Genomic DNA, 22,619 nt, shown 5'->3' on the forward strand with positions numbered 1-22,619 from the left:
AGTGTAGCGAATTCAGCCGGACAACGCGCTCCAGTCGAATGGTTGCACAAAGCCGCCGACCTCCTCGGCCATCATCGGCCGCGCCACCAGTGAACCTTGCACATAGCCGCAACCATTGGCTTGCAGCCATTGATATTGCACGACGTTTTCCACTCCTTCGGCAACCACCTCCATGGCCAACTGGCTGCACAGGTCGATCACGCTACGCACCAGTGCCGCATCCCGTTCGGATGAAGGCAACCGCGCGATCATATGGCGGTCGAGTTTCAGCGTGTGGAGCTCCAGGTCGCGAATAAGCGCGAGGGAGCATGGCCCGCAACCAAAATCATCGAGAGCCACCCGCACCCCCAGATTGCGCAGCAGACGCAATTGCTTGCGGGTTTCCTCGGTGTTATGCATCAAGGCCTCCTCGGTGACCTCGATTTCCAGATGGTGTGGCTGCAAGCCATGGCGCTCAAGTACCTGACGCAGTTCTGTTGCCAGGCCAGGCATAGCGAATTGCGTACTGCTCAAGCTGACACTCAATACCAGATCCTCGGCAAATACGGCTTCCCAGGCTTTGCGTTGCCCTGCGCTGCGCTGGTAAATCCAGCTGCCAAGCCGGCTGATCAACCGTGCCTCTTCCAGCAAGGGTAAAAACAGCCCCGGGGGAACATCGCCGACGCTTGGATGCTGCCAGTGCAGCAACGCCTCGAAACCACGGAGCCGCCCGCCAGCAATCGCGACCTGGGGTTGATACACCAGATTGAACTCACGATTCTCGATGGCCGTTCGCACACTTTCCTCGAGCATCAGCCGCGAACGCGCCCGCCCGTTCATTTCGTGGTCATAAAAGCGATATTGCTGACGGCCCGCACGCTTGGCTTCGTACATGGCGATGTCGGACGCTCGCAACAGCCCGTCGAGATTGGTAGCGCAATCGGGAAACGTGGCAATGCCGATACTGGCGCCCAGCGCAATATCCAGCCCATCGATTTGCTGGCAGATCGATACTCGCTCAATAAGCTTCTCGGCAATCTTGGCCGCCTGCTCGGGAAACTCAAGATCCAGCAGCGCTGTGAACTCGTCGCCGCCTATCCGCGCCAGGATATCGAAAGGCCGCAGGCAGGTCTTGAGCTGCTCGGACACCCAGCGCAGGACCCGATCACCGGCATCGTGCCCAAGAGAGTCGTTGACTCGCTTGAAACCATCGAGATCCAGGAACAGCAATACCCAGTGGCTGTCCGCTCGCTCGCCGCGCAGCAGCAGGTTTTCCACCGTCTGGTAAAACCCCCGGCGGTTGAGCAGCCCGGTCAGCGGGTCGGTCACGGCCTGAAACTCCAGCTGCTGATGCAGGTGACGCACCACGGACATGTCCAGCACGGTCACGACCATCGCATGTTGCTCCGAAGGCAATGGTGCACAGGAAAGCGTCACCGGCACCTGCTGACCCAGCGCCGTGCGCAACAGCGCATCGTGCAGACGCAGGGTCTCGCCGCGTCGGTAAGCGGCAAAGAAGTCGGAATCGGCCCATACCGGAATATGCGGTTTTTGCAGGGAATCCAGAAAATCCTTGCCTTGCAGCTCCTGCACCGTGGCATTGAGCAACCTCGACATTGCCGGGTTGGCAAACCGTATCAGCCCGTCCTCACCCACTACCGCAATGCCTTCGGCGGCGTTGTCCAGTATCGAAGCGTTGAAGGCGCGTGCGGACTCCAGATCATGGCTCAGGTGTTGCAACTGCCGGCGATTGCGCTGATGCTCGAGCAGGGCCTGGACCTTGGGTTTAAGAATCTGTGGATCAAAGGGTTTGAAAAGATAGTCCACAGCACCGCTGGCATAGCCTTTGATCACCGCGTCCTGGGTCTGTTCGGCGGCGGTCAGGAAAATGATCGGCGTAAGGCGCGTTCGCTGGCTGCCGCGCATCAGGCGCGCGACTTCAAAACCATCCATGCCCGGCATCTGCACATCCAGCAGCACCAGGTCGATATCGTGTTCGAGCAGCAGACCCAGCGCTTCGAAGCCCGACGCGGCGGTGATGACCTGCCAGTCCTGACGAGACAGCAAGGCGTGCAGGCTGATCAGGTTTTCAGGGTAGTCATCGACGATCAGTAAGGTTGAGCTGCCTTCACCCGGCGTGGGTTGCGCGCATTCCATGCTGCTTCTCTTTGGCGGGAGTCAGGCCGGGCTCTTGTGAAAACCGGACAAATTGTAAGTGCTTACTCTAGACGCGGATCTACTAAAGCAGTAGGTGTCATTGCGCCATCATCTACCAATAAGTCTTTTTGCCGACTAACGGTCAGTCCTTGAGGCCCAATAAAACCGGGAAGGATGGCATTTCGACAACATGCTGGCGCCAATTAAATACCGGGCCAGAGTTAACAAGCTCACCTCGTACGCTTATAAAGACCGCCGTCAAAGGCACGTGCCGGAGCGTTTGGCACGTTCGTACAGGAAGCAGCAGATGGAAGCACTGACATGATCGACCTCGCAACCTGGAACCTCAGTGTTCCCGTCGGCAGCCCGCCCTACACCGTTGAAACGTCAAAACTGGTGAACGGCTTCAAGGATCAATACTTCCACTCCGACACCGGTACGTTGTTTTTCTGGGCTCCAGTGACCGGCTCCCGTACCGCAAACGCCATTTATCCGCGTACCGAACTACGGGAAACCTACAGCAACGGCACCCTGCGCAATTGGTACTACCCGGACGCCGACAACACATTGCGCGCCACCCTGGCGGTGAACCAGGTGCCAAGCTCGGGAAAAATCGTCATAGGCCAGATCCATGCCTATGAAAGCCAGAAACCCATGGTGAAGGTCGAATACCAATACAAAACCACGACCGCCACCGGCAATATCGTCGCCAAAGTGCGCATGCACCCCTATGACGCCGAAGGCCGGGTGATCACAATCGCCACGGGTGTGAAGCTTGATCGGGAGTTCTCGTATCTCATCCACCTCAGTCCTGGAGGTGCGCTGGGCATCAGCGCTGCGGGCTATCAATGGGACACCAATATCAGTGCGACGTGGCGGGACAAACCACTGTACTTCAAGGCTGGCGTTTATGTGCAGGACAACACCGGGTACACCAGTGAAGGCGGGAAAGTGACGTTCAGCAAGCTGGATATCGATCACGATAAGTAAACAGGCTGCAATCTTTAGATCTTGCGCCCACAAAAAACCCGCCTCCGGGCGTAATGCTGTTCACTTAAGCTGGGGCACACACATGTGGCGAGGGGGCTCGTCGGACCGCCGCACCGCCCCGTTCGGCTGCGGAGCGGCCCCAAAACCAGCCATCGAGGTGTATCAGGTACACCGCGTGAGATGGTTTTACGACTGCTTCGCAGCCGAACGGGGCGGTGCGGCGGTCCGACGAGCCCCCTCGCCACAGATTTTGTACTTGCCTGAAGATCCGTCTTAAGTGAACAGCATTACGCCTCCGGGCGGGTTTTTCATTCGATCCAAACGCTGCAGGTCTTAGTTGACCTTGGCGTTCAACTCACCTTTCAGATAACGCTGGAACATTGCTTCCAGGGAGATCGGCTTGATCTTCGAAGCGTTGCCTGCGGTACCGAAGGCTTCATAACGAGCGATGCACACGTCGCGCATGGCGGTCACGGTGGCGCCGAAGAACTTGCGCGGGTCGAATTCGCTCGGGTTGGTGGCCATCAGGCGACGCATGGCGCCGGTGGATGCCAGGCGCAGGTCGGTGTCGATGTTGACCTTGCGCACGCCGTGCTTGATGCCTTCGACGATTTCTTCAACCGGTACGCCGTAGGTTTCTTTGATGTCGCCGCCGTACTGGTTGATGATCGCCAGCCACTCTTGCGGAACCGAAGACGAACCGTGCATCACCAGGTGAGTGTTCGGAATACGCTTGTGGATCTCTTTGATGCGGTCGATCGCCAGCACATCGCCGGTAGGCGGCTTGGTGAACTTGTACGCGCCGTGGCTGGTACCAATGGCGATGGCCAGGGCGTCGACCTGGGTACGCTTGACGAAGTCAGCGGCTTCTTCCGGGTCAGTCAGCATCTGGCTGTGATCCAGAATGCCTTCGGCGCCGATGCCGTCTTCTTCACCAGCCATGCCGGTTTCCAGCGAACCCAGGCAGCCCAGTTCGCCCTCTACCGATACGCCGCAGGCGTGAGCCATGGCCACGGTTTGTTGGGTTACACGGACGTTGTAGTCGTAGTCGGTCGGGGTCTTGCCGTCTTCGCCCAGGGAACCGTCCATCATTACCGAGCTGAAGCCCAGTTGAATGGAACGCTGGCAGACGTCAGGGCTGGTGCCGTGGTCCTGGTGCATGCACACCGGGATGTGCGGGAACTCTTCGATTGCCGCCAGGATCAGGTGGCGCAGGAATGGGGCACCGGCGTATTTGCGAGCACCGGCCGAAGCCTGGACGATCACCGGGGAGTCAGTCTTGTCAGCGGCTTCCATGATGGCGCGCATCTGCTCAAGGTTGTTGACGTTGAAGGCTGGAACGCCGTAGCCGAACTCGGCTGCGTGGTCCAGCATCTGGCGCATGCTGATAAGTGCCATTGTGTGTATCTCTCCCGGTTGAGGGTCGTTAATCGTGCCAGCCTGCCGTAGCGGCGGCGGCTATTCAAGTTATTGCAGATCGGGGGTTGGCCCCGCGCTGCGAATTCGGTGTTGCCTTGTGGCGAGGGGGCTAGCCCCCGTTGGAGTGCGAAGCGCTCCCATGCGACATTTCTGACTTACCAATTGGGGGCTGCTGCGCAGCCCATCGGGGGCAAGCCCCCTCGCCACAAAAGCCCCCTCACCATAAAAACCCGTTTACACACGGGATTGGTGGTGTATCGATTACTGCGCCTTGCAACCACGGCCAATCAAATCATTGGTGGCGACCCAGTAAACCAGGCCTTCCTCACCTTTTATGTGAAACGCCAGCATGTCGTTGCTGTACAGCGAACCCGACGCGCCCGGCTCCTGCTTGAGGCGGTAGACCTGATCGGCTCCGCCGAGGCGGACGTCGACTTGCTCACGGCTGTCGTCGGTATAGCGCCAGACAACCTTCGCCTGGCTGTCGCAGGTCCAGGTAGTCCAGTTGTCCACCGGTGCGGACGACTCGAACGGGTTCAAGCTGGTGCACCCGGCCAACAGTGCCAGCGCCGTAATGGCGATAAATCCTTTCATCCGTGTCCCTCGACCAACGGCGCACGCCGCCAGCCCTGAGTAAAGAGTCAGACCCGTCAAGGACATCCATGTTCCTTGGCGGGGGTCTGGGTCTCGTATTTGTCCAGGCCATCAGGCCCGGAACGCTTGTTGAGCACCGGATTGGTTTCCGCCTGCCAGTCAGCCTGGTAGCAGCCCTTTTCCGCTGCAGACGGCGCAGGCTCCGGCGTGGCTTTCGGATTACTCCCGCAAGCGGCCAGCAAACCCGCAACGATCATCAGCGCTAACGTCTTGACCATTTCAACACTCCCTTGCCTGGTCAAACGGGCGACCCTCAGGCCTTGGCCCGGCTTTCCAGGACTTCAACGGCTGGCAACACCTTGCCTTCGACGAATTCGAGGAACGCGCCGCCACCGGTAGAAATGTAGGAAATTTGCTCGGCCACGCCATATTTGTCGATGGCAGCCAGGGTGTCGCCACCGCCCGCGATGGAGAACGCCGCGCTGTCTGCGATAGCCTGGGCCAGCACTTTGGTGCCGTTACCGAACTGGTCGAACTCGAATACACCCACCGGGCCGTTCCACAGGATGGTCTTCGACGACTTCAGCAGTTCGGCGAAATTCGCCGCGGTCTGTGGGCCGATGTCGAGGATCATGTCGTCGTCCGCAACGTCGGCGATCAGCTTCACGGTGGCCGCAGCGCTTTCAGCGAATTCCTTGGCAACTACCACGTCTACCGGCAATGGCACACTGACCTTTGCGGCGATGGCGCGGGCCGTGTCCAGCAGGTCCGGCTCGTACAGGGATTTGCCAACCGGGTGACCGGCAGCCGCCAGGAAGGTGTTGGCGATACCGCCGCCGACGATCAACTGGTTGCAGATCTGGCTCAGGCTGTTGAGCACGTCGAGCTTGGTCGAAACCTTGGAACCGGCCACGATGGCAGCCATTGGCTGGGCCGGGGCGCCCAGGGCCTTGCCCAGTGCGTCGAGCTCGGCAGCCAGCAACGGGCCGGCAGCGGCAACCTTGGCGAACTTGGCCACGCCGTGGGTCGAGCCCTCGGCGCGGTGCGCGGTGCCGAAGGCGTCCATCACGAACACGTCGCACAGGGCGGCGTATTGCTTGGCCAGTTCGTCAGCGTTCTTTTTCTCGCCCTTGTTGAAGCGCACGTTTTCGAACAGCACGATGTCGCCGGCCTTGACGTCGACGCCGCCCAGGTAATCAGCCACCAGCGGCACTTCGCGGCCCAGGGCGCGGCTCAGGTAATCGGCGACTGGCTTGAGGCTGTTCTCGGCCGAGAACTCGCCTTCAGTCGGACGGCCAAGGTGCGAGCAAACCATTACGGCCGCGCCTTTTTCCAGGGCCAGCTTGATGGTCGGCAGCGAAGCCAGGATTCGCGCATCGCTGGTGACAACTCCGTCCTTGACTGGGACGTTGAGGTCTTCGCGGATCAATACGCGCTTACCTTGCAGATCGAGGTCGGACATCTTCAACACGGTCATGGGTCGCATTTCCTGGGTTACTGTTTTGTAGAGACGATGGGTGAAGCTGTTTGCAGGTAGTGCTCTGCAACATCCAGCATTCGGTTGGCAAAACCCCATTCGTTGTCGAACCAGGCCAGGATGTTCACCAGCCGAGGGCCGGAAACACGGGTCTGACTGGCATCGACGATGGCCGAATGTGGGTCATGGTTGAAATCACAGCTGGCATGGGGCAACTCGGTGTAAGCCAGAAGACCTTTGAGCGGGCCGCTGCTGGCGGCCTCGCGCAAAATCCGGTTGACCTCGGTGGCGTCGGTCGCGGTGGCGGTCTGCATCGTGATATCGAGGCAGGACACGTTAACCGTTGGCACCCGTACGGCTTTGGCCTGAATTCGCCCTGCAAGTTCCGGCAACAGCCGTTCGATGCCGCGCGCCAGACCGGTGGACACCGGAATCACCGACTGGAACGCCGAACGGGTGCGGCGCAAGTCTTCGTGATGATAGGCGTCGATGACCGGCTGATCGTTCATCGCCGAGTGAATCGTGGTGATCGACACGTAGTCCAGGCCAATGGCCTGGTTGAGCAGGCGCAACAGCGGCACACCGCAGTTGGTGGTGCAGGACGCGTTGGACACCAGCCGCTCGTCGCCGGTCAGGCAATCCTGATTCACACCGTAGACGATAGTGGCGTCGACATCCGCTTCGCTGGCCATTGGCTGGGAAAACAATACTCGTGGCGCGCCGGCGTCGAGAAACCGCTGGCCGTCTTCACGGGTGTTGTAAGCGCCGGAGCATTCCAGCACCAGATCGACGCCCAGGGACGCCCAATCGATGCCTTCGGGGGCGGCACTGCGCAAGACCTTCACGCAGTCGCCATTAATATGCAGACAATCGCCTTCGACTTTCACCTCGCCGGGAAAACGCCCGTGGGTGGAGTCGAAGCGTGTCAGGTATTCGATGCTGGCCATGTCGGCCAGATCGTTGATCGCGACAATCTCAAACCCGGCCTTGTCGCCTCGCTCGAACAACGCACGCAAGACGCAACGACCAATCCGGCCGTAGCCGTTGAGTGCAACTTTGTAGGGACGCGGTTGAGGCATGGGGTTCTCGATAGTATTCGCTAACAACACAACCCCCGTGTAGGAGCGAGCATGCTCGCGATGGTGGTCCAGTCGACGTGGGCATCCAGGCTCCCAGCGTTATCGTTAACAACCATCGCGAGCATGCTCGCTCCTACAGGGGAGCGCGGCAGCCTGCGCCACCGCGCTGTGCTTTAGTCTTCCAGCAGCTCTTCAGCCTGACCCAGAATGTTTTCCAGGGTGAAACCGAACTCTTCGAACAACGCGCTCGCAGGCGCCGACTCACCGTAAGTGGTCATGCCGATCACGCGGCCTTCCAGGCCCACGTACTTGTACCAGTAATCCGCGTGAGCGGCTTCGATGGCGATACGGGCGCTGACCTGCAACGGCAGGACCGATTGCTTGTAACCGGCGTCCTGGGCATCGAACACGCTGGTGCACGGCATGGAAACCACGCGAACCTTGCGGCCCTGCTCGGTCAGTTTGTCGAAGGCTTGAACGGCCAGGCCGACTTCCGAACCGGTGGCAATCAGGATCAGCTCTGGCTCACCAGCGCAGTCTTTCAGCACATAACCACCACGGCTGATGTCGGCGATCTGGCCGGCATCACGGGTTTGGTGCTGCAGGTTCTGACGCGAGAAGATCAGGGCCGAAGGACCGTCCTTGCGCTCCAGTGCGTATTTCCAGCTCACGGCCGATTCAACAGCATCGGCTGGACGCCAGGTGTCGAGGTTCGGCGTGCAACGCAGGCTGGCCAGTTGCTCGATTGGCTGGTGAGTCGGGCCGTCTTCGCCCAGACCGATGGAGTCGTGGGTGTAGACGTGAATCACGCGCTGCTTCATCAGGGCCGACATGCGCACGGCATTGCGCGCGTATTCCATGAACATCAGGAAGGTCGCGCCGTAAGGCACCAGGCCGCCGTGCAAGGCAACGCCGTTCATGATGGCGGTCATGCCGAACTCGCGCACGCCGTAGTACATGTAGTTGCCGCTGGCATCTTCAGCGGTCACGCCTTTGCAGCCTTTCCACAGGGTCAGGTTGGAACCGGCCAGGTCAGCCGAACCACCGAGGAACTCAGGCAGCAGCGGGCCAAATGCGTTCAGGGCGTTCTGGCTGGCTTTACGGCTGGCGATGGTTTCGCCCTTGGCAGCGACTTCGGCGATGTAGGCGTCAGCCTTCTCGGAGAAATCAGCCGGCAGTTCGCCACTCAGGCGACGCACCAGTTCGTTGGCTTCGGTCGGGAATGCGGCGGAGTAGGCAGCGAAACGCTGGTCCCACTCGGCTTCGGCAGCGCGACCGGCTTCCTTGGCGTCCCACTCGGCGTAGATGTCGGCCGGGATTTCGAACGGACCGTGGTTCCACTTCAGCGCCGCACGGGTCAGGGCAATTTCCGCGTCACCCAGTGGGGCGCCGTGGCAGTCTTCCTTGCCTTGCTTGTTCGGCGAACCGAAACCGATGGTGGTCTTGCAGCAGATCAGGGTCGGCTGCTCGCTTTTGCGTGCAGTCTCGATTGCCGTCTTGATCTCTTCCGGGTCATGACCATCGACATTGCGGATCACTTGCCAGTTGTAGGACTCAAAGCGCTTGGGCGTGTCATCGGTGAACCAGCCTTCGACTTCGCCGTCGATGGAGATGCCGTTGTCATCGTAGAAGGCAATCAGCTTGCCCAGGCCCAGCGTGCCAGCCAGGGAGGCGACTTCGTGGGAAATGCCTTCCATCATGCAGCCATCACCCAGGAATACGTAGGTGTGGTGATCGACGATGTTGTGGCCAGGACGGTTGAACTGCGCCGCCAGGACTTTTTCCGCCAGGGCAAAACCCACGGCGTTGGCCAGGCCTTGGCCCAGCGGACCGGTGGTGGTTTCAACGCCCGGGGTGTAACCGAGTTCCGGGTGACCCGGAGTGCGGCTGTGCAGCTGGCGGAACTGCTTCAGGTCTTCGATCGACAGGTCGTAGCCGGTCAGGTGCAGCAACGAGTAGATCAACATCGAGCCGTGACCGTTGGACAGCACGAAGCGGTCACGGTCGGCGAACGATGGATTGCTCGGGTTGTGCTTGAGGTAGTCACGCCAAAGTACTTCGGCGATATCCGCCATACCCATAGGGGCACCGGGATGGCCGCTGTTGGCTTTTTGCACGGCATCCATGCTGAGGGCACGAATGGCGTTGGCACGCTCACGACGGCTTGGCATCGCTGTTCTCCTGGGGATTGATTAAAACGAAACGGAAAAAAGGCGAGCATTTTCCCTCACCGGGACGCCTCGGGGCAATGACAGATAGTCATCTGAAGGCGTTTTTCCAACGGATAACGGCGGATTCTTCTGATGAAACCTTTCCGCTATCCGTTTGTAGAGTGAAGCGGCCCGTGAGAAGTGCCATCTATCGTGCAATATCAAAACTTTTTGATATTGCCCTTGCGGTGCTTTCGGCCCATGACTAGACTGCCGGCCTTATGAATTTACGCGTGCCCTCCATTCAACATGACGATTGCGATGAGCTGGCGGCCTTGTGCAAGGCCGGCGGTGATCCCCTGCGGTTGAATGTATTGCGCGCGCTGGCCAACGACTCGTTCGGGGTGCTGGAACTGGCGCAGATATTCGGCATCGGCCAGTCGGGCATGAGTCATCACCTCAAGGTTCTGGCCCAGGCCGACCTGGTGGCGACCCGCCGTGAAGGCAATGCGATTTTCTACCGTCGCGCCCTGCCCCACACCGAGCTGCTGGGCGGCAAGCTGCACGCTGCCTTGCTCGATGAAGTGGATAACCTGACGCTGCCGGCCGATGTACAGTCGCGTATCGCCCAGGTTCACGGACAGCGCGCGGCGGCCAGCCAGGACTTTTTCTCACGGGTTGCGGAGAAATTTCGCGCCCAGCAAGACCTGATCGCCGGCCTGCCACAGTACCGCGAAAGCGTGCTGGCCCTGCTCGACAAGCTGAGTTTCGGCCCAGGCGCCACGGCCATTGAAGTCGGCCCCGGCGACGGTGCATTCCTGCCCGAACTGGCGCGCCGCTTCACCCAGGTCACGGCGCTGGACAACAGCCCGGCGATGCTGGAACTGGCACGTCAGGTCTGCGAACGCGAGACGCTGACTAACGTTAACCTGCAACTGGCCGATGCATTGAACGGCGTCAGCCTGCAAGCCGATTGCGTTGTACTGAACATGGTGCTGCACCATTTTGCCGCGCCGGCCGATGCGCTCAAGCACATGGCCAATTTGCTGCAACCAGGCGGTAGCCTGTTAGTGACAGAGTTATGTAGCCATAACCAGAGTTGGGCCAAGGAGGCCTGCGGTGATCTCTGGCTAGGGTTTGAACAGGACGATTTGGCCCGTTGGGCCACCGCTGCGGGACTCGTTCCCGGGGAAAGCCTCTATGTAGGCTTACGTAATGGTTTCCAGATCCAGGTACGCCACTTTCAGCGACCGGCTGGCGACACTCACCATCGGTAAATTCAGGAAAACATCGAGATGAGCGAATACTCCCTTTTCACCTCCGAGTCCGTGTCTGAAGGGCATCCGGACAAAATCGCCGACCAGATTTCTGATGCGGTGCTGGACGCCATCATTGCAGAAGACAAGTTCGCCCGCGTGGCGTGCGAGACTCTGGTGAAAACGGGCGTGGCGATCATCGCCGGCGAAGTGACCACTTCGGCCTGGGTTGACCTGGAGCAGATCGTTCGTGATGTCATCACCGACATCGGCTACACCAGCTCCGACGTCGGTTTCGACGGCGCGACCTGCGGCGTGATGAACATCATCGGCAAGCAGTCCCCTGACATCAACCAGGGCGTTGACCGTGCCAAGCCTGAAGATCAGGGCGCCGGCGACCAGGGCCTGATGTTCGGCTACGCCAGCAATGAAACCGACGTGCTGATGCCAGCACCGATCACTTTCTCGCACCAGTTGGTGCAGCGCCAGGCTGAAGCCCGTAAATCCGGCCTGCTGCCTTGGCTGCGCCCGGACGCCAAGTCGCAAGTGACTTGCCGTTACGAAGGCGGCAAGGTTGTCGGTATCGACGCCGTGGTCCTGTCGACCCAGCACAATCCGGAAGTGTCGTACAACGACCTGCGCGAAGGCGTGATGGAGCTGATCGTCAAGCACGTACTGCCTGCCGAACTGCTGTCCAAGGACACCCAGTTCCACATCAACCCGACCGGCCAGTTCATCATCGGCGGCCCGGTGGGCGACTGCGGCCTGACCGGTCGCAAGATCATCGTCGACAGCTACGGCGGCATGGCCCGTCACGGTGGCGGCGCGTTCTCCGGCAAGGATCCATCCAAGGTTGACCGTTCGGCCGCCTACGCCGGTCGTTACGTGGCCAAGAACATCGTTGCCGCCGGCCTGGCCGAGCGCTGCGAGATCCAGGTTTCCTACGCGATCGGTGTTGCCCAGCCGACTTCGATCTCGTTGAACACCTTCGGCACCGGCAAGATCAGCGACGACAAGATCGTCAAACTGGTCCGCGAAGTGTTCGACCTGCGTCCATACGCGATCACCACCATGCTCGACCTGCTGCACCCGATGTATCAGGAAACCGCTGCGTACGGCCACTTCGGTCGTACCCCGGCGACCAAGACCGTGGGCGACGACACGTTCACCACGTTCACCTGGGAAAAAACCGACCGCGCCGACGACCTGCGTTCCGCTGCCGGCCTGTAAGACCTTCCCCGCAGTACCCAAAGCCCCGCACGGTTCGCCATGCGGGGCTTTTTCGTGGGTAACCGCCAGACTTTGCGGACATCGAAACACACGGAAAAATACTGCTCGAGCAGCCTTCGGAATCTTTCCTAACCTTCAGGCAACCCACTGAGCAAGGACGCTCGCGATGCTCCTCGACCCACGCCTGTTTATTACCTGCCTGCTTGCCCTCTCCTGCCTGACCGCCCGCGCCGCCCAATGCCCCGACTGGCCACCCGAACGCGCCTCGAACGAAATCACCACCCTGCAAACCCGGATCGACCTCTGGGACGACAGCTACCATCGCCAAGGCCACTCGCTGGTCGCCGATGAGCTTTACGATCAGTCCCACGCGCGACTTACCCAATGGCGTACATGCTTCGGCCTGACTAAACCGGCGGACCCGTTGCGCACTGCCGGTGGCCCTGTCACTCACCCTATTCCTCACACCGGCCTGGAAAAGCTCAGTGATGCCCAGGCCGTGGAAGACTGGCTGAAAGATCGCCACGAGGTCTGGATTCAGCCCAAAGTCGACGGCGTCGCCGTGACCCTGGTCTACCGCAGCGGCGTATTGACTCAGGCGATCAGCCGGGGAGACGGTACCAAGGGGCGGGACTGGACTGCATCGGCGCGCCAGATCCCCGGTATCCCCCGGCAATTGAGGCAGGCCCGGGACCTGGTAGTGCAAGGCGAGCTTTATTGGCACGCGACCGGCCATGTCCAGGCCGAAGCCGGCAGCCTCAATGCTCGCGGCACAGTGGCCGGCTTGATGGCACGCAAAACAATGAGTGCGCAACAGGCGTCGGGCATCGGCCTGTTTGTCTGGGACTGGCCGCAGGGGCCGAGCGACCTGCGCGAACGCGTGGCCGCGCTGGACGAGTTGGGCTTCCCGAGCACAGCGCCTTACAGTCACCCGATCAAGACACTGGCGGACGTTGAAGGCTGGCGGGATCACTGGTATCGCTCACCCCTGCCCTTTGCCAGCGACGGTATCGTCCTGCGCCAGAACCAGCGCCCAGTCGCCGAACGCTGGCAAGCCAAGCCTCCTTACTGGATTGTTGCCTGGAAGTATCCTATCGCCCAGGCCCTGGCTGAGGTGCGCAAGGTAAACTTCCAGATTGGACGCACAGGCAGGATTACACCGGTGCTGGAGGTGACACCGTTCTGGCTTGATGACCGGCAAATCAAGCGCGTCAGCGTCAGCTCTCTGCGGCGCTGGCAGGAGCTGGACATTCGCCCCGGCGACCAGGTGTCCATCAGTCTCGCGGGCCTGACGATTCCAAGGCTCGACGACGTGGTACTGCGCAGCACCGCACGCCAGGAATTGAATGTGCCCAAGGCCGCGGACTTTCATGCGCTCAGTTGCTGGCAGCCCACAGTGCAATGCGAAAGCCAGTTTCTTGCGCGCCTGACCTGGCTCAGCGGCAAGCAAGGCCTGGCCCTGCCCCATGTCGGCCCAGGCACCTGGGAAAAACTTCTTGCAACAGGTCGCCTGGGCAACCTGCTGGATTGGTTGACCCTTGATGCCCAAGAGCTTGCTAACATTGACGGTTTCGGCGAACGCAATGCTGCCCGCATCGCCGACAGTTTCAACATTGCCCGCCAGCGCCCTTTCGCCAATTGGCTCAAAGCACTGGGGCTGCCGCCGACAGGCCAGGCGCAGCTCCCTGACTCATGGCAGGAACTGGCGCAAAGAGACACCGAACAATGGCAGACCGAAGCCGGTATCGGGCCGGGGCGCGCGGCGCAACTGAGCGCATTTTTCCGCGCCCCGCAGATACTGGCCTTGAGTGAAACATTACATGACGCGGGGATTAACGGTTTTTAGCCAGTGCCCGCCCGGGAACCCGAACGGACCAATAGGCTCAAACAGCCAGCGCCGTATCGACCTGTTGCTTTCTTGACTGGAGCTTTTATGAAATTTCTTTCACCGCTTGCCCTGTTAACCCTTTGCAGCGTGATGGCCGCCCCGTTGATGGCGGACGAAGAAGCGCCGGGGCTGACAGGTTGCGCCGCCAAGAAGCAAGGCATCATTAACCAGATCGAACTGGCCAAGTCTCGCGGCAACGCCGACCAGCAGGCCGGCCTGGAAACGGCCCTGAGCGAAGTCACCGCGAACTGCACTGACGCCTCACTGAAGAAAGAACGGGAAAACAAGGTGCTCGACGCCAAGCATGAAGTCAGCAAGCGTCAGGCCGATCTCGACAAGGCCATGAAACAAGGCGACCCCGACAAGATCAACAAGCGCAAAGACAAACTCGCCGAATCGCGCAAGGAATTGCAGGAAGCACTCGACGAGCTGGATAAGTAAGGCCGTAAGGACCAGCAATCTTTGGTGCGGCCAAAGCAGCCTTCGCGGGCAAGCCCGCTCCCGCAGTTGAGAACACTCCCTGTGGGAGCGGGCTTGCCCGCGAAAGCGTCAGCATGAGCAACACCAATCAATGATCGCGAAAAGCCTTATGACACGCACTGCAGGCATCTTCGACTTTCTGCACCGCCGGCCCGAGGTTGCTGGCCTTGTAGGGTTGAACCTGGCTGACTACTACCAGCTCTCCCGTGGCCGTCTCAAGGTCGCGAGCCATGCCCTGAAAACGCGCCTGCTGCTCCCAGACATCGCTTGTGGCGCTGGTGTGATCTTCTTCACGCACCTGGGGGAAATGTTTCCACGGTTCACGGGACAACGCATCGAGCTTCACAGCGCCTTCGGCGAACTTCGGGCCGTCGAATGGAATACGGCCACGCAACATGCCACCCAGGTCTTCGCCCGTCTTGAGCATCTGCTTGAAAATAGCCTTGCGCTGACCGAGTGGAGAGTTGGGGTCGACACCGCCGCAAGCGGACAGTGTCAGGCAGGCCAGCAATACAACAGAAAGTCTTTTAAGAGTCATGGTGGCTTCAGGTTACGGGAAACGGCGGCCAGTATCCTCGCCTGATCGGCAAAGACCAATAGCCCTATTATTAATACGGGTTGCGTGAGCACATGAAGCGCTCGGGCAACCGACAAAGGAATCACTCCATGAACAGCTGTTTCAAGGCATGGCGTCACAGCCTGGCCTGGACCCTGCCGGTGGTGGCCCTGCTCGCAGGTTGCACCGGTGGTGAGAACAAACAACCCAAGACCCACGCCCTGGCCACTTACTCCAGTGCCACGTGGGAGGCGTTGCCGGCGGTGTCCGACACTGATCTGGTTGCCGGTTTCGGCTCGTGGCGCAGCGCCTGCACCCGACTCAAGGCCGATCCGGTCTGGGGTGGCACCTGCGCAGCGGCCGCCAATGTGCCGCAGACCGCCAGCGACATTCGCGGTTTTCTCAAACAGAACCTCGACGTCTACGGCCTGCGCGCCGCCAATGACAACCCCAACGGCCTGATCACCGGTTACTACGAACCGGTCTATCCCGGCAGCCTGACTCAGACCAGCGTGGCGAATGTGCCGGTGTATGGCGTGCCCGAAGACATGATCATCGTCGCCCTGGACAGCATTTATCCCGAGCTCAAAGGCAAACGCCTGCGCGGTCGACTCGAGGGACGCGTACTCAAGCCCTACGACGACTCGGCGACTATTGAAAGCAAAGGGGTCAAGGCGCCGGTCGTGGCCTGGCTGACCGACCCGATGAACCTGCAGTTCCTGCAGATCCAGGGTTCGGGCCGTATCCAGCTCGACGACGGTCGCCAATTGCGCATTGCCTATGCCGACCAGAACGGCCACCCCTATCGACCGATCGGCCGCTGGCTGGTGGAACAAGGCGAGCTGAAAAAAGAAGAGGTGACCATGGGCGCGATCAGCACCTGGGCCAAAGCCAATCCGTCGCGTATCCCGCAACTGCTCGCCAGCAACCCAAGCTATGTGTTCTTCACCCGCAACCCGGACAGCAACGAAGGCCCGCGCGGCTCACTGAACGTGCCGCTGACCGCAGGCTATAGCGCGGCGGTGGATCGCAAGGTGATTCCGTTGGGCAGCCTGTTGTGGTTATCCACCACCAAACCAGACGGCACGGCACTGGTACGTCCGGTAGCGGCGCAAGACACCGGTGGCGCGATTGCCGGTGAAGTACGCGCGGACCTGTTCTGGGGCACCGGCGAAGCAGCCGGACAGCTGGCCGGGGACATGAAGCAGCAGGGACAAATCTGGATGTTGTGGCCCAAGGGGGCGACGTTGCCGCAAGTTCCTCAAGTGGCCGACAAACCTTAAAGCAACAGATCGCAGTCTTCGCCAGCTCCTGCATTTGCGCATCCGCCGACTCATCGCGGATGCGCCCGAACCCTGTAGGAGCTGTCGAGTGAAACGAGGCTGCGATCTTTTGACCTTGGCCCTAAGCCGACACCACAAACAGACTCACAATCAGTCCCATCCCCACAAACCACACCAACGATCGCAAAATCGCCCAGTCCGCCAGGTAGCAAATGATGTAAAGCAACCGACTGGTGATAAACAACACCGACAACACATTGATCGTCACCAGTTCGGCATTGCCAGCCAGGTGCGCGACGATCACCGCCGCCGCGAACGCCGGGGTCACTTCAAAACTGTTCAGTTGCGCTGCATGCGCGCGCCGCCCCAAACCCTCCAGCGAATCCAGAAAATCCCGGGGATCATGGTTATCTCTCAGCCTGTAACCGCCACTGGCCTTGGCGACGCCCGTGCAGATATACGGCAGGAAAATTGCGATCAAAATGCACCACAGAGCAACCGTCATAACGCCGTCCTTTCTTCAAGTTATGGAAAATCGAGTTCATCAAAGGGCGATCAAAACTTCATCACCAATATGCCGATCAATACCAGCCCACAGGCCAGCAGCCTGGGCCTGCCAAATGGCTCTTTCAGGTAACGCATACCAAACAGAACCACCAGAATCACACTGATCTCGCGCAGCGCCGCCGCTTCGGCAACCGAGCCCAGTTGCATCGCCCAAAGCACCAGAGCGTAGCTGAACAACACGCAAAACCCGACGGCCAGGCCCAGCCGCCACTGCTCTCGCCAAAACAAGCTGAACGCTGGCCGCTTGCGCACCAGCGCCAATAACGGAAACGGCCAGGCGCTGAGCAAGGTAACCCAGACCAGGTAATCCAGCGGATGAGACCAGCGCCGCAATGCCTGCCCGTCGATGTAGGTGTAGCAACCGATGCACAGCCCGATCAGTGCCACCACCGGCAGCATCGACCAGGGCAGACGCGCACCGCCACCCCCCTGCCAGAGCAGGCAGAGCATGCCGAACGGGATCAACAGGATTCCGAAGATCTGCTGGTGAGACAGCACTTCCCCGGCAAAGATCAATGTCAGCGCCAGCACCACCAGTGGCGAAAGGCCGCGCATCAACGGATAGACCAGCCCGAGGTCGCCGACCCGGTAGGCCTGGATCAACAAGTATCGATAGAGCAACTCGAACGCCGCCGACGCCAGAATCCACGGCCATATTTGCGGCGGCGGCAATGCCACGAATGGCAGCATCAAGGCAACGAAGAGCAGCGCCACGCTGTCCATGCAGGCCACCACCAACAGTCGCTCCGCACTGAATTTGATCAGGGTATTCCACGCTGCATGCAACAGCGCCGCCACCAACACCAAGGCCGTTGCAAACACGGCACACTCCTTATTCATGCCAGGCGGAGAATTGATTCGCCATATTTCAGCAGCTGTTTATACTGCATCCGACCGCGCCGCACTCAGTTGCACAACGACTAATTCCAATAAAAATCCTGCCCTGCCCGCTCTCGTGGAGAACGGTCATCGGCCTGCGTATGCCTGATCACAGCGTCAAGACTACTGACAGAGACCTTGCGCATGCCACTCGCTTTGCTTGCCCTCGCTGTTGCCGCCTTCGGCATCGGCACCACCGAGTTCGTCATCATGGGCCTGCTGCCCGACGTCGCCCGCGACCTCAGCGTGAGCATTCCTGATGCCGGCCTGCTGATTACCGGCTATGCCCTGGGCGTGGTGTTCGGTGCACCGATCCTCGCAGTGGGTACCGCCAACATGCCGCGCAAGGCCACGCTGCTGGGTATGACGCTGATGTTCATCCTCGGCAACGTGCTCTGCGCTTTGGCGCCAAACTACGCCACGTTGATGGCCGCGCGAGTGATTACCGCGCTGTGTCACGGGGCATTCTTCGGCATTGGCTCGGTGGTTGCGGCCGGCCTGGTGGCACCGAACAAGCGGGCCCAGGCGATTGCACTGATGTTTACCGGCCTGACCCTGGCCAACGTGCTGGGTGTGCCATTGGGCACGGCGCTCGGCCAATACGCCGGCTGGCGCTCGACGTTCTGGGCGGTCTCGGTAATTGGTGTGTTGGCGGCCATCGCGCAGTGGGTCTGGCTGCCCAGGGACATCCCCATGGACAAGGCCAATCTTGCCAGCGAATTCAAAGTATTGGGCAAGCTCAATGTGCTACTGGCGCTGGGCATGAGCGTGCTCGCCTCCACCAGCCTGTTCAGCGTGTTCACTTACATTGCACCTATCCTGCAGGACATCACCGGCGTCAGCCCCCACGGCGTGACGATCATGCTGCTGTTGTTCGGTGTCGGCCTGACCGCCGGCAGCATGCTCGGCGGCCGATTGGCGGACAGCCGCCTGTTGCCTTCGCTGGTGGGCATGGCGCTGGCGGTACTGGTGGTACTGGGCGCATTCAGCCAGACCAGTCGCTCAGTCATTCCGGCCGCGATCACGCTGGTGCTGTGGGGGACTTTCGCTTTCGCGCTGTGCCCAATCCTGCAACTGCTGATCATCGATCAGGCCCATGAAGCACCGAACCTGGGTTCGACCCTGAACCAGAGCGCTTTCAATCTCGGAAATGCCGCCGGTGCCTGGATTGGCGGCCTGGTGGTGGCCAGTGGTGCAGACCTGGCCGACCTGCCCTGGACGGGTGCGCTGGTCAGCGGTTTGACGGTGCTCACCGCGCTGTATTTTATCTACCTGCAACGGCGCGATGCCGCTGTGGTGAGCGTGCCAAGCTGATCATTTTTTGATCTTCTGTGAATCGGGTTCACCAGCCTGAGCCGCTGCGCTTTTTGGCGGCCCGCTCTCGCTGCGAATCTGCGCATGGCTGATCAACGCAAAGATAAAACTGCCACCGATGATGTTCCCTGCCAGCGTCGGCCCGGCGAACACCAGCCAGAAATCACTCCACGGCAACTCGCCAGCAAATACCAGATACGAAACTTCCAGCGAGCCGACCACGATGTGAGTGAAATCCCCCAGCGCCATGAGGTAGGTGATGAGGATGATGATCCACATCTTGGCGCTCTCCATGGACGGGATCATCCAGACCATGGTGGCGATCATCCATCCGGAAATGATGCCCTTGGCGAACATTTGGCTGACGTCGTTTTCCATGACCTTGCGGCCGATGTCGAGGAAGGCCACGTCGGTCTTGCTGTCGAAAATCGGCAGTTCCAGCATCACATAGGCCACCAGCAAGGTGCCACAGAGGTTGCCGACCAGCACCACCGTCCACAGCCGCAGCAGACGGCCGAAATTACCCTGCGTGGGCTTGGTCATCACCGGGAGTACTGCTGTCAGGGTGTTTTCGGTGAACAATTGCTGGCGGCCCAGGATCACCGCGAGAAATCCGGCGCAATAACCGAAACTCGCAATCACCTTGAACCCCTCGTCGTCCGGCAGACGCGAATTGAGCAGCCCCATGGCCATCAACGACAGGCCCATGGTCAACCCCGCCGCCAGCGCCGACCACCACAGCGCGGCGATGCTGCGCTCCAGTTCCTGATCGCCCTGGGCGCGGATGATTTCATGCAACACCGCCGCGCGGGGTGGCTGGTTCTTTTCGACTTCGTGCTCTTCCTTGGCCGAAAGGTTCGGGGTCTTGCCGTCTTGTGCCGAATTCATGGGGTGCGCAACCGGTGGCGGGCTATTTAGCTACGACACGCGGGGTTCACGGCTGTTCAGTACCCAGAAAAATCTTCGGCGAAAACACCACCGCTTTCGCGAGCAAGCCCGCTCCCGCAGGTATCGCGCCACCATGTGGGAGCGGGCTTGCTCGCAAAGAGAGCGCCACCACTGTCACTGATTGGCGTCATCATCCTGGAACTGGTCCTTGACGTACTTGATCTCGGTCCGCCCGTGCGGTGCCGGCAAGCCGTCTTCACCGAGGTTGACGAAGACCATCTTCTCGACCGTGAGGATGCTTTTGCGAGTGATCTTGTTGCGCACTTCGCACGTCAGGGTGATCGAGGTGCGACCGAACTCGGTGGCAGTGATGCCCAACTCGATAATGTCGCCCTGGCGAGAGGCGCTGACGAAATTGATTTCGGAAATGTACTTGGTCACCACACGCTGGTTGCCCAACTGAACGATGGCGTAGATCGCCGCCTCCTCGTCGATCCAGCGCAACAGGCTGCCACCGAACAGCGTTCCGTTCGGGTTGAGATCTTCGGGTTTAACCCATTTGCGGGTGTGGAAATTCATATTCACTCCTGAACGTCTTGCCGAATGATGGTGACCATCATGGCAGAGCCCGACCCAGAGCTCTATTTGGCTTCGACTATGGTCTCGATTACCGTTCGGACATTGACCAACAGAAACGCTTTGGAAGATCAGCATAGCCCGCTATAATCGCCCCCGTTTCAAAACGGTAACCTGTACTTGCTACCGTTTTCCCGCCACCTGTCCGAGGGGCGCTGCAGCAGGTTCGACCTGTCAGGCTCGGATGGGGCGTTGCTTGACCGTTATCGGTCAGACACTAAACGCACAACGGCGCCCATTCGCATACATTACGAATGGAGGCTCTTCATGAGCGCTGTTATCACGCCTGCAGATTTTAACGATTACAAAGTTGCCGACATGTCCCTGGCTGCATGGGGCCGTCGCGAAACCATCATCGCCGAATCCGAAATGCCAGCCCTGATGGGTCTGCGCCGCAAGTACTCCGAAGAGCAACCGCTCAAGGGCGCAAAGATCCTCGGCTGCATTCACATGACCATTCAGACCGCCGTGCTGATCGAAACCCTGGTTGCCCTGGGTGCCGAAGTTCGCTGGTCGTCCTGCAACATTTTCTCGACTCAGGACCAGGCCGCCGCTTCCATCGCCGCTGCCGGCATCCCGGTTTTCGCCTGGAAAGGCGAGACTGAGCAAGAGTACGAGTGGTGCCTGGAGCAAACCATCCTCAAAGATGGCGCGCCATGGGATGCCAACATGATCCTCGACGACGGCGGCGACCTGACCGAGCTGCTGCACAAGAAGTACCCGGCCGTTCTGGATCGCGTGCACGGCGTAACCGAAGAAACCACCACCGGCGTTCACCGCCTGCTGGACATGCTGGCCAAGGGCGAGCTGAAAATCCCGGCCATCAACGTCAACGACTCGGTTACCAAGAGCAAGAACGACAACAAGTACGGCTGCCGTCACAGCCTGAACGATGCGATCAAGCGCGGCACCGACCACCTGCTGTCCGGCAAGCAAGCGCTGGTCATCGGTTACGGTGACGTGGGCAAGGGCTCGGCCCAGTCCCTGCGTCAGGAAGGCATGATCGTCAAAGTCTCCGAAGTCGACCCGATCTGCGCCATGCAAGCCTGCATGGACGGCTTCGAGCTGGTTTCGCCGTTCATCGACGGTATCAACAACGGTACTGAAGCGAGCATCGACAAAGCGCTGCTGGGCAAGATCGACCTGATTGTGACCACCACGGGTAACGTCAATGTTTGCGACGCGAACATGCTCAAAGCCCTGAAGAAGCGCGCTGTTGTCTGCAACATCGGCCACTTCGACAACGAAATCGACACCGCTTTCATGCGCAAGAACTGGGCATGGGAAGAAGTGAAGCCACAGGTTCACAAGATCCACCGTACCGGCGCTGGCGCATTCGATGCCCAGAACGACGACTACCTGATCCTGCTGGCCGAAGGCCGTCTGGTTAACCTGGGTAACGCTACCGGTCACCCAAGCCGCATCATGGACGGTTCGTTCGCCAACCAGGTTCTGGCACAGATCTTCCTGTTCGGCCAGAAGTACGCCGACCTGTCGCCAGCCCAGAAAGCCGAGCGCCTGACGGTTGAAGTGCTGCCGAAGAAACTCGACGAAGAAGTGGCCCTGGAAATGGTCCGCGGTTTCGGCGGCGTCGTGACTCAACTGACCAAGACCCAGGCCGACTACATCGGCGTGACCGTCGAAGGCCCGTTCAAGCCGCACGCTTACCGCTACTGATCGGTTCTGCTGCCTGCTCTCCCTGTGGGAGCGGGCTTGCTCGCGAAAGCGATGTATCAGGCGACATTGATGTTGGATGTGCTGACGCATTCGCGAGCAAGCTCGCCCCCACACAGGATG

The 22,619-nt window shown here is 60.1% G+C and carries 20 protein-coding genes and 1 riboswitch; of the genes, 8 read left to right on the top strand and 12 right to left on the bottom strand.

Annotated features, from left to right (window positions below; all coding sequences use genetic code 11):
• Nucleotides 1-12: 12 nt before the first annotated feature.
• Nucleotides 13-2,136 (bottom strand): putative bifunctional diguanylate cyclase/phosphodiesterase, encoded by a 2,124-nt coding sequence (locus tag AC07OG_RS00340; protein ID WP_495065959.1) that lies wholly within the window; start codon nucleotides 2,134-2,136, stop codon nucleotides 13-15.
• 321 nt (nucleotides 2,137-2,457) lie between these two features.
• Between AC07OG_RS00340 and AC07OG_RS00345 the strand changes: the two genes are divergently transcribed.
• Nucleotides 2,458-3,126 (top strand): polysaccharide lyase family 7 protein, encoded by a 669-nt coding sequence (locus AC07OG_RS00345; RefSeq protein WP_060542369.1) that lies wholly within the window; start codon nucleotides 2,458-2,460, stop codon nucleotides 3,124-3,126.
• A 333-nt stretch (nucleotides 3,127-3,459) separates the two neighbouring features.
• Here AC07OG_RS00345 and fba read toward each other — a convergent pair whose 3' ends face one another.
• From fba to tkt, 6 genes are all read right to left on the bottom strand, one after another.
• Nucleotides 3,460-4,524 (bottom strand): class II fructose-bisphosphate aldolase, encoded by a 1,065-nt coding sequence (gene fba / locus AC07OG_RS00350; RefSeq protein ID WP_060542370.1) that lies wholly within the window; start codon nucleotides 4,522-4,524, stop codon nucleotides 3,460-3,462.
• 282 nt (nucleotides 4,525-4,806) lie between these two features.
• Nucleotides 4,807-5,139, bottom strand: coding sequence for an MliC family protein (locus AC07OG_RS00355; protein ID WP_060542371.1), 333 nt, complete (start codon nucleotides 5,137-5,139; stop codon nucleotides 4,807-4,809).
• Between the two features lie 56 nt (nucleotides 5,140-5,195).
• Complete coding sequence (locus tag AC07OG_RS00360; protein ID WP_218423663.1) at nucleotides 5,196-5,417, bottom strand: hypothetical protein; 222 nt, start codon at nucleotides 5,415-5,417, stop codon at nucleotides 5,196-5,198.
• Between the two features lie 35 nt (nucleotides 5,418-5,452).
• A complete protein-coding gene (locus tag AC07OG_RS00365; RefSeq protein ID WP_060542373.1) occupies nucleotides 5,453-6,616 on the bottom strand; it encodes a phosphoglycerate kinase in 1,164 nt (387 codons plus the stop codon).
• A gap of 17 nt (nucleotides 6,617-6,633) precedes the next feature.
• Nucleotides 6,634-7,695, bottom strand: a complete 1,062-nt coding sequence (gene epd / locus AC07OG_RS00370) for an erythrose-4-phosphate dehydrogenase (RefSeq protein ID WP_060542374.1) — start codon at nucleotides 7,693-7,695, stop codon at nucleotides 6,634-6,636.
• A 173-nt stretch (nucleotides 7,696-7,868) separates the two neighbouring features.
• Nucleotides 7,869-9,866: a transketolase gene (gene tkt / locus AC07OG_RS00375; RefSeq protein ID WP_060542375.1), complete on the bottom strand. Its 1,998-nt coding sequence runs from the start codon at nucleotides 9,864-9,866 to the stop codon at nucleotides 7,869-7,871.
• 260 nt (nucleotides 9,867-10,126) lie between these two features.
• On the opposite strand from tkt, the gene AC07OG_RS00380 reads away from it, so the two are divergent.
• The 4 genes from AC07OG_RS00380 (at nucleotide 10,127) to AC07OG_RS00395 (ending at nucleotide 14,660) form a co-directional block, all read left to right on the top strand.
• Nucleotides 10,127-11,122 (top strand): ArsR/SmtB family transcription factor, encoded by a 996-nt coding sequence (locus AC07OG_RS00380; protein WP_218423661.1) that lies wholly within the window; start codon nucleotides 10,127-10,129, stop codon nucleotides 11,120-11,122.
• 18 nt (nucleotides 11,123-11,140) lie between these two features.
• On the top strand, nucleotides 11,141-12,331 hold the full coding sequence (metK, locus tag AC07OG_RS00385) for a methionine adenosyltransferase (protein WP_495065960.1): 1,191 nt from the start codon (nucleotides 11,141-11,143) through the stop codon (nucleotides 12,329-12,331).
• Between the two features lie 166 nt (nucleotides 12,332-12,497).
• Nucleotides 12,498-14,177, top strand: a complete 1,680-nt coding sequence (gene ligB, locus AC07OG_RS00390; RefSeq protein WP_495065961.1) for an NAD-dependent DNA ligase LigB — start codon at nucleotides 12,498-12,500, stop codon at nucleotides 14,175-14,177.
• A gap of 87 nt (nucleotides 14,178-14,264) precedes the next feature.
• Entirely contained in the window at nucleotides 14,265-14,660 is a 396-nt protein-coding gene (locus AC07OG_RS00395) for a DUF1090 domain-containing protein (RefSeq protein WP_060542379.1), read from the top strand.
• Between the two features lie 127 nt (nucleotides 14,661-14,787).
• On the opposite strand, the gene AC07OG_RS00400 is transcribed toward AC07OG_RS00395, so the two are convergent.
• Nucleotides 14,788-15,237, bottom strand: coding sequence for a c-type cytochrome (locus AC07OG_RS00400; protein ID WP_060542380.1), 450 nt, complete (start codon nucleotides 15,235-15,237; stop codon nucleotides 14,788-14,790).
• A 128-nt stretch (nucleotides 15,238-15,365) separates the two neighbouring features.
• On the opposite strand from AC07OG_RS00400, the gene mltA reads away from it, so the two are divergent.
• Nucleotides 15,366-16,538: a murein transglycosylase A gene (gene mltA / locus AC07OG_RS00405; RefSeq protein ID WP_060542381.1), complete on the top strand. Its 1,173-nt coding sequence runs from the start codon at nucleotides 15,366-15,368 to the stop codon at nucleotides 16,536-16,538.
• A 121-nt stretch (nucleotides 16,539-16,659) separates the two neighbouring features.
• Here mltA and AC07OG_RS00410 read toward each other — a convergent pair whose 3' ends face one another.
• Nucleotides 16,660-17,043: an MAPEG family protein gene (locus AC07OG_RS00410; RefSeq protein WP_060542382.1), complete on the bottom strand. Its 384-nt coding sequence runs from the start codon at nucleotides 17,041-17,043 to the stop codon at nucleotides 16,660-16,662.
• 50 nt (nucleotides 17,044-17,093) lie between these two features.
• Nucleotides 17,094-17,927: an EamA family transporter gene (locus tag AC07OG_RS00415; protein WP_495065962.1), complete on the bottom strand. Its 834-nt coding sequence runs from the start codon at nucleotides 17,925-17,927 to the stop codon at nucleotides 17,094-17,096.
• Between the two features lie 201 nt (nucleotides 17,928-18,128).
• On the opposite strand from AC07OG_RS00415, the gene AC07OG_RS00420 reads away from it, so the two are divergent.
• Nucleotides 18,129-19,298: an MFS transporter gene (locus tag AC07OG_RS00420; protein WP_495065963.1), complete on the top strand. Its 1,170-nt coding sequence runs from the start codon at nucleotides 18,129-18,131 to the stop codon at nucleotides 19,296-19,298.
• Here AC07OG_RS00420 and AC07OG_RS00425 read toward each other — a convergent pair whose 3' ends face one another.
• Nucleotides 19,299-20,186 (bottom strand): formate/nitrite transporter family protein, encoded by an 888-nt coding sequence (locus tag AC07OG_RS00425; RefSeq protein WP_495065964.1) that lies wholly within the window; start codon nucleotides 20,184-20,186, stop codon nucleotides 19,299-19,301.
• Nucleotides 20,187-20,360: 174 nt separating this feature from the next.
• Nucleotides 20,361-20,765 (bottom strand): acyl-CoA thioesterase, encoded by a 405-nt coding sequence (locus AC07OG_RS00430; protein ID WP_060542386.1) that lies wholly within the window; start codon nucleotides 20,763-20,765, stop codon nucleotides 20,361-20,363.
• Between the two features lie 198 nt (nucleotides 20,766-20,963).
• Nucleotides 20,964-21,066, top strand: a riboswitch (S-adenosyl-L-homocysteine riboswitch).
• Between the two features lie 23 nt (nucleotides 21,067-21,089).
• Between AC07OG_RS00430 and ahcY the strand changes: the two genes are divergently transcribed.
• Complete coding sequence (ahcY, locus tag AC07OG_RS00435; protein ID WP_060542387.1) at nucleotides 21,090-22,499, top strand: adenosylhomocysteinase; 1,410 nt, start codon at nucleotides 21,090-21,092, stop codon at nucleotides 22,497-22,499.
• Nucleotides 22,500-22,619 lie beyond the last annotated feature (120 nt).

The sequence above is a fragment of the Pseudomonas sp. GW821-FHT09H03 genome (assembly GCF_059415945.1).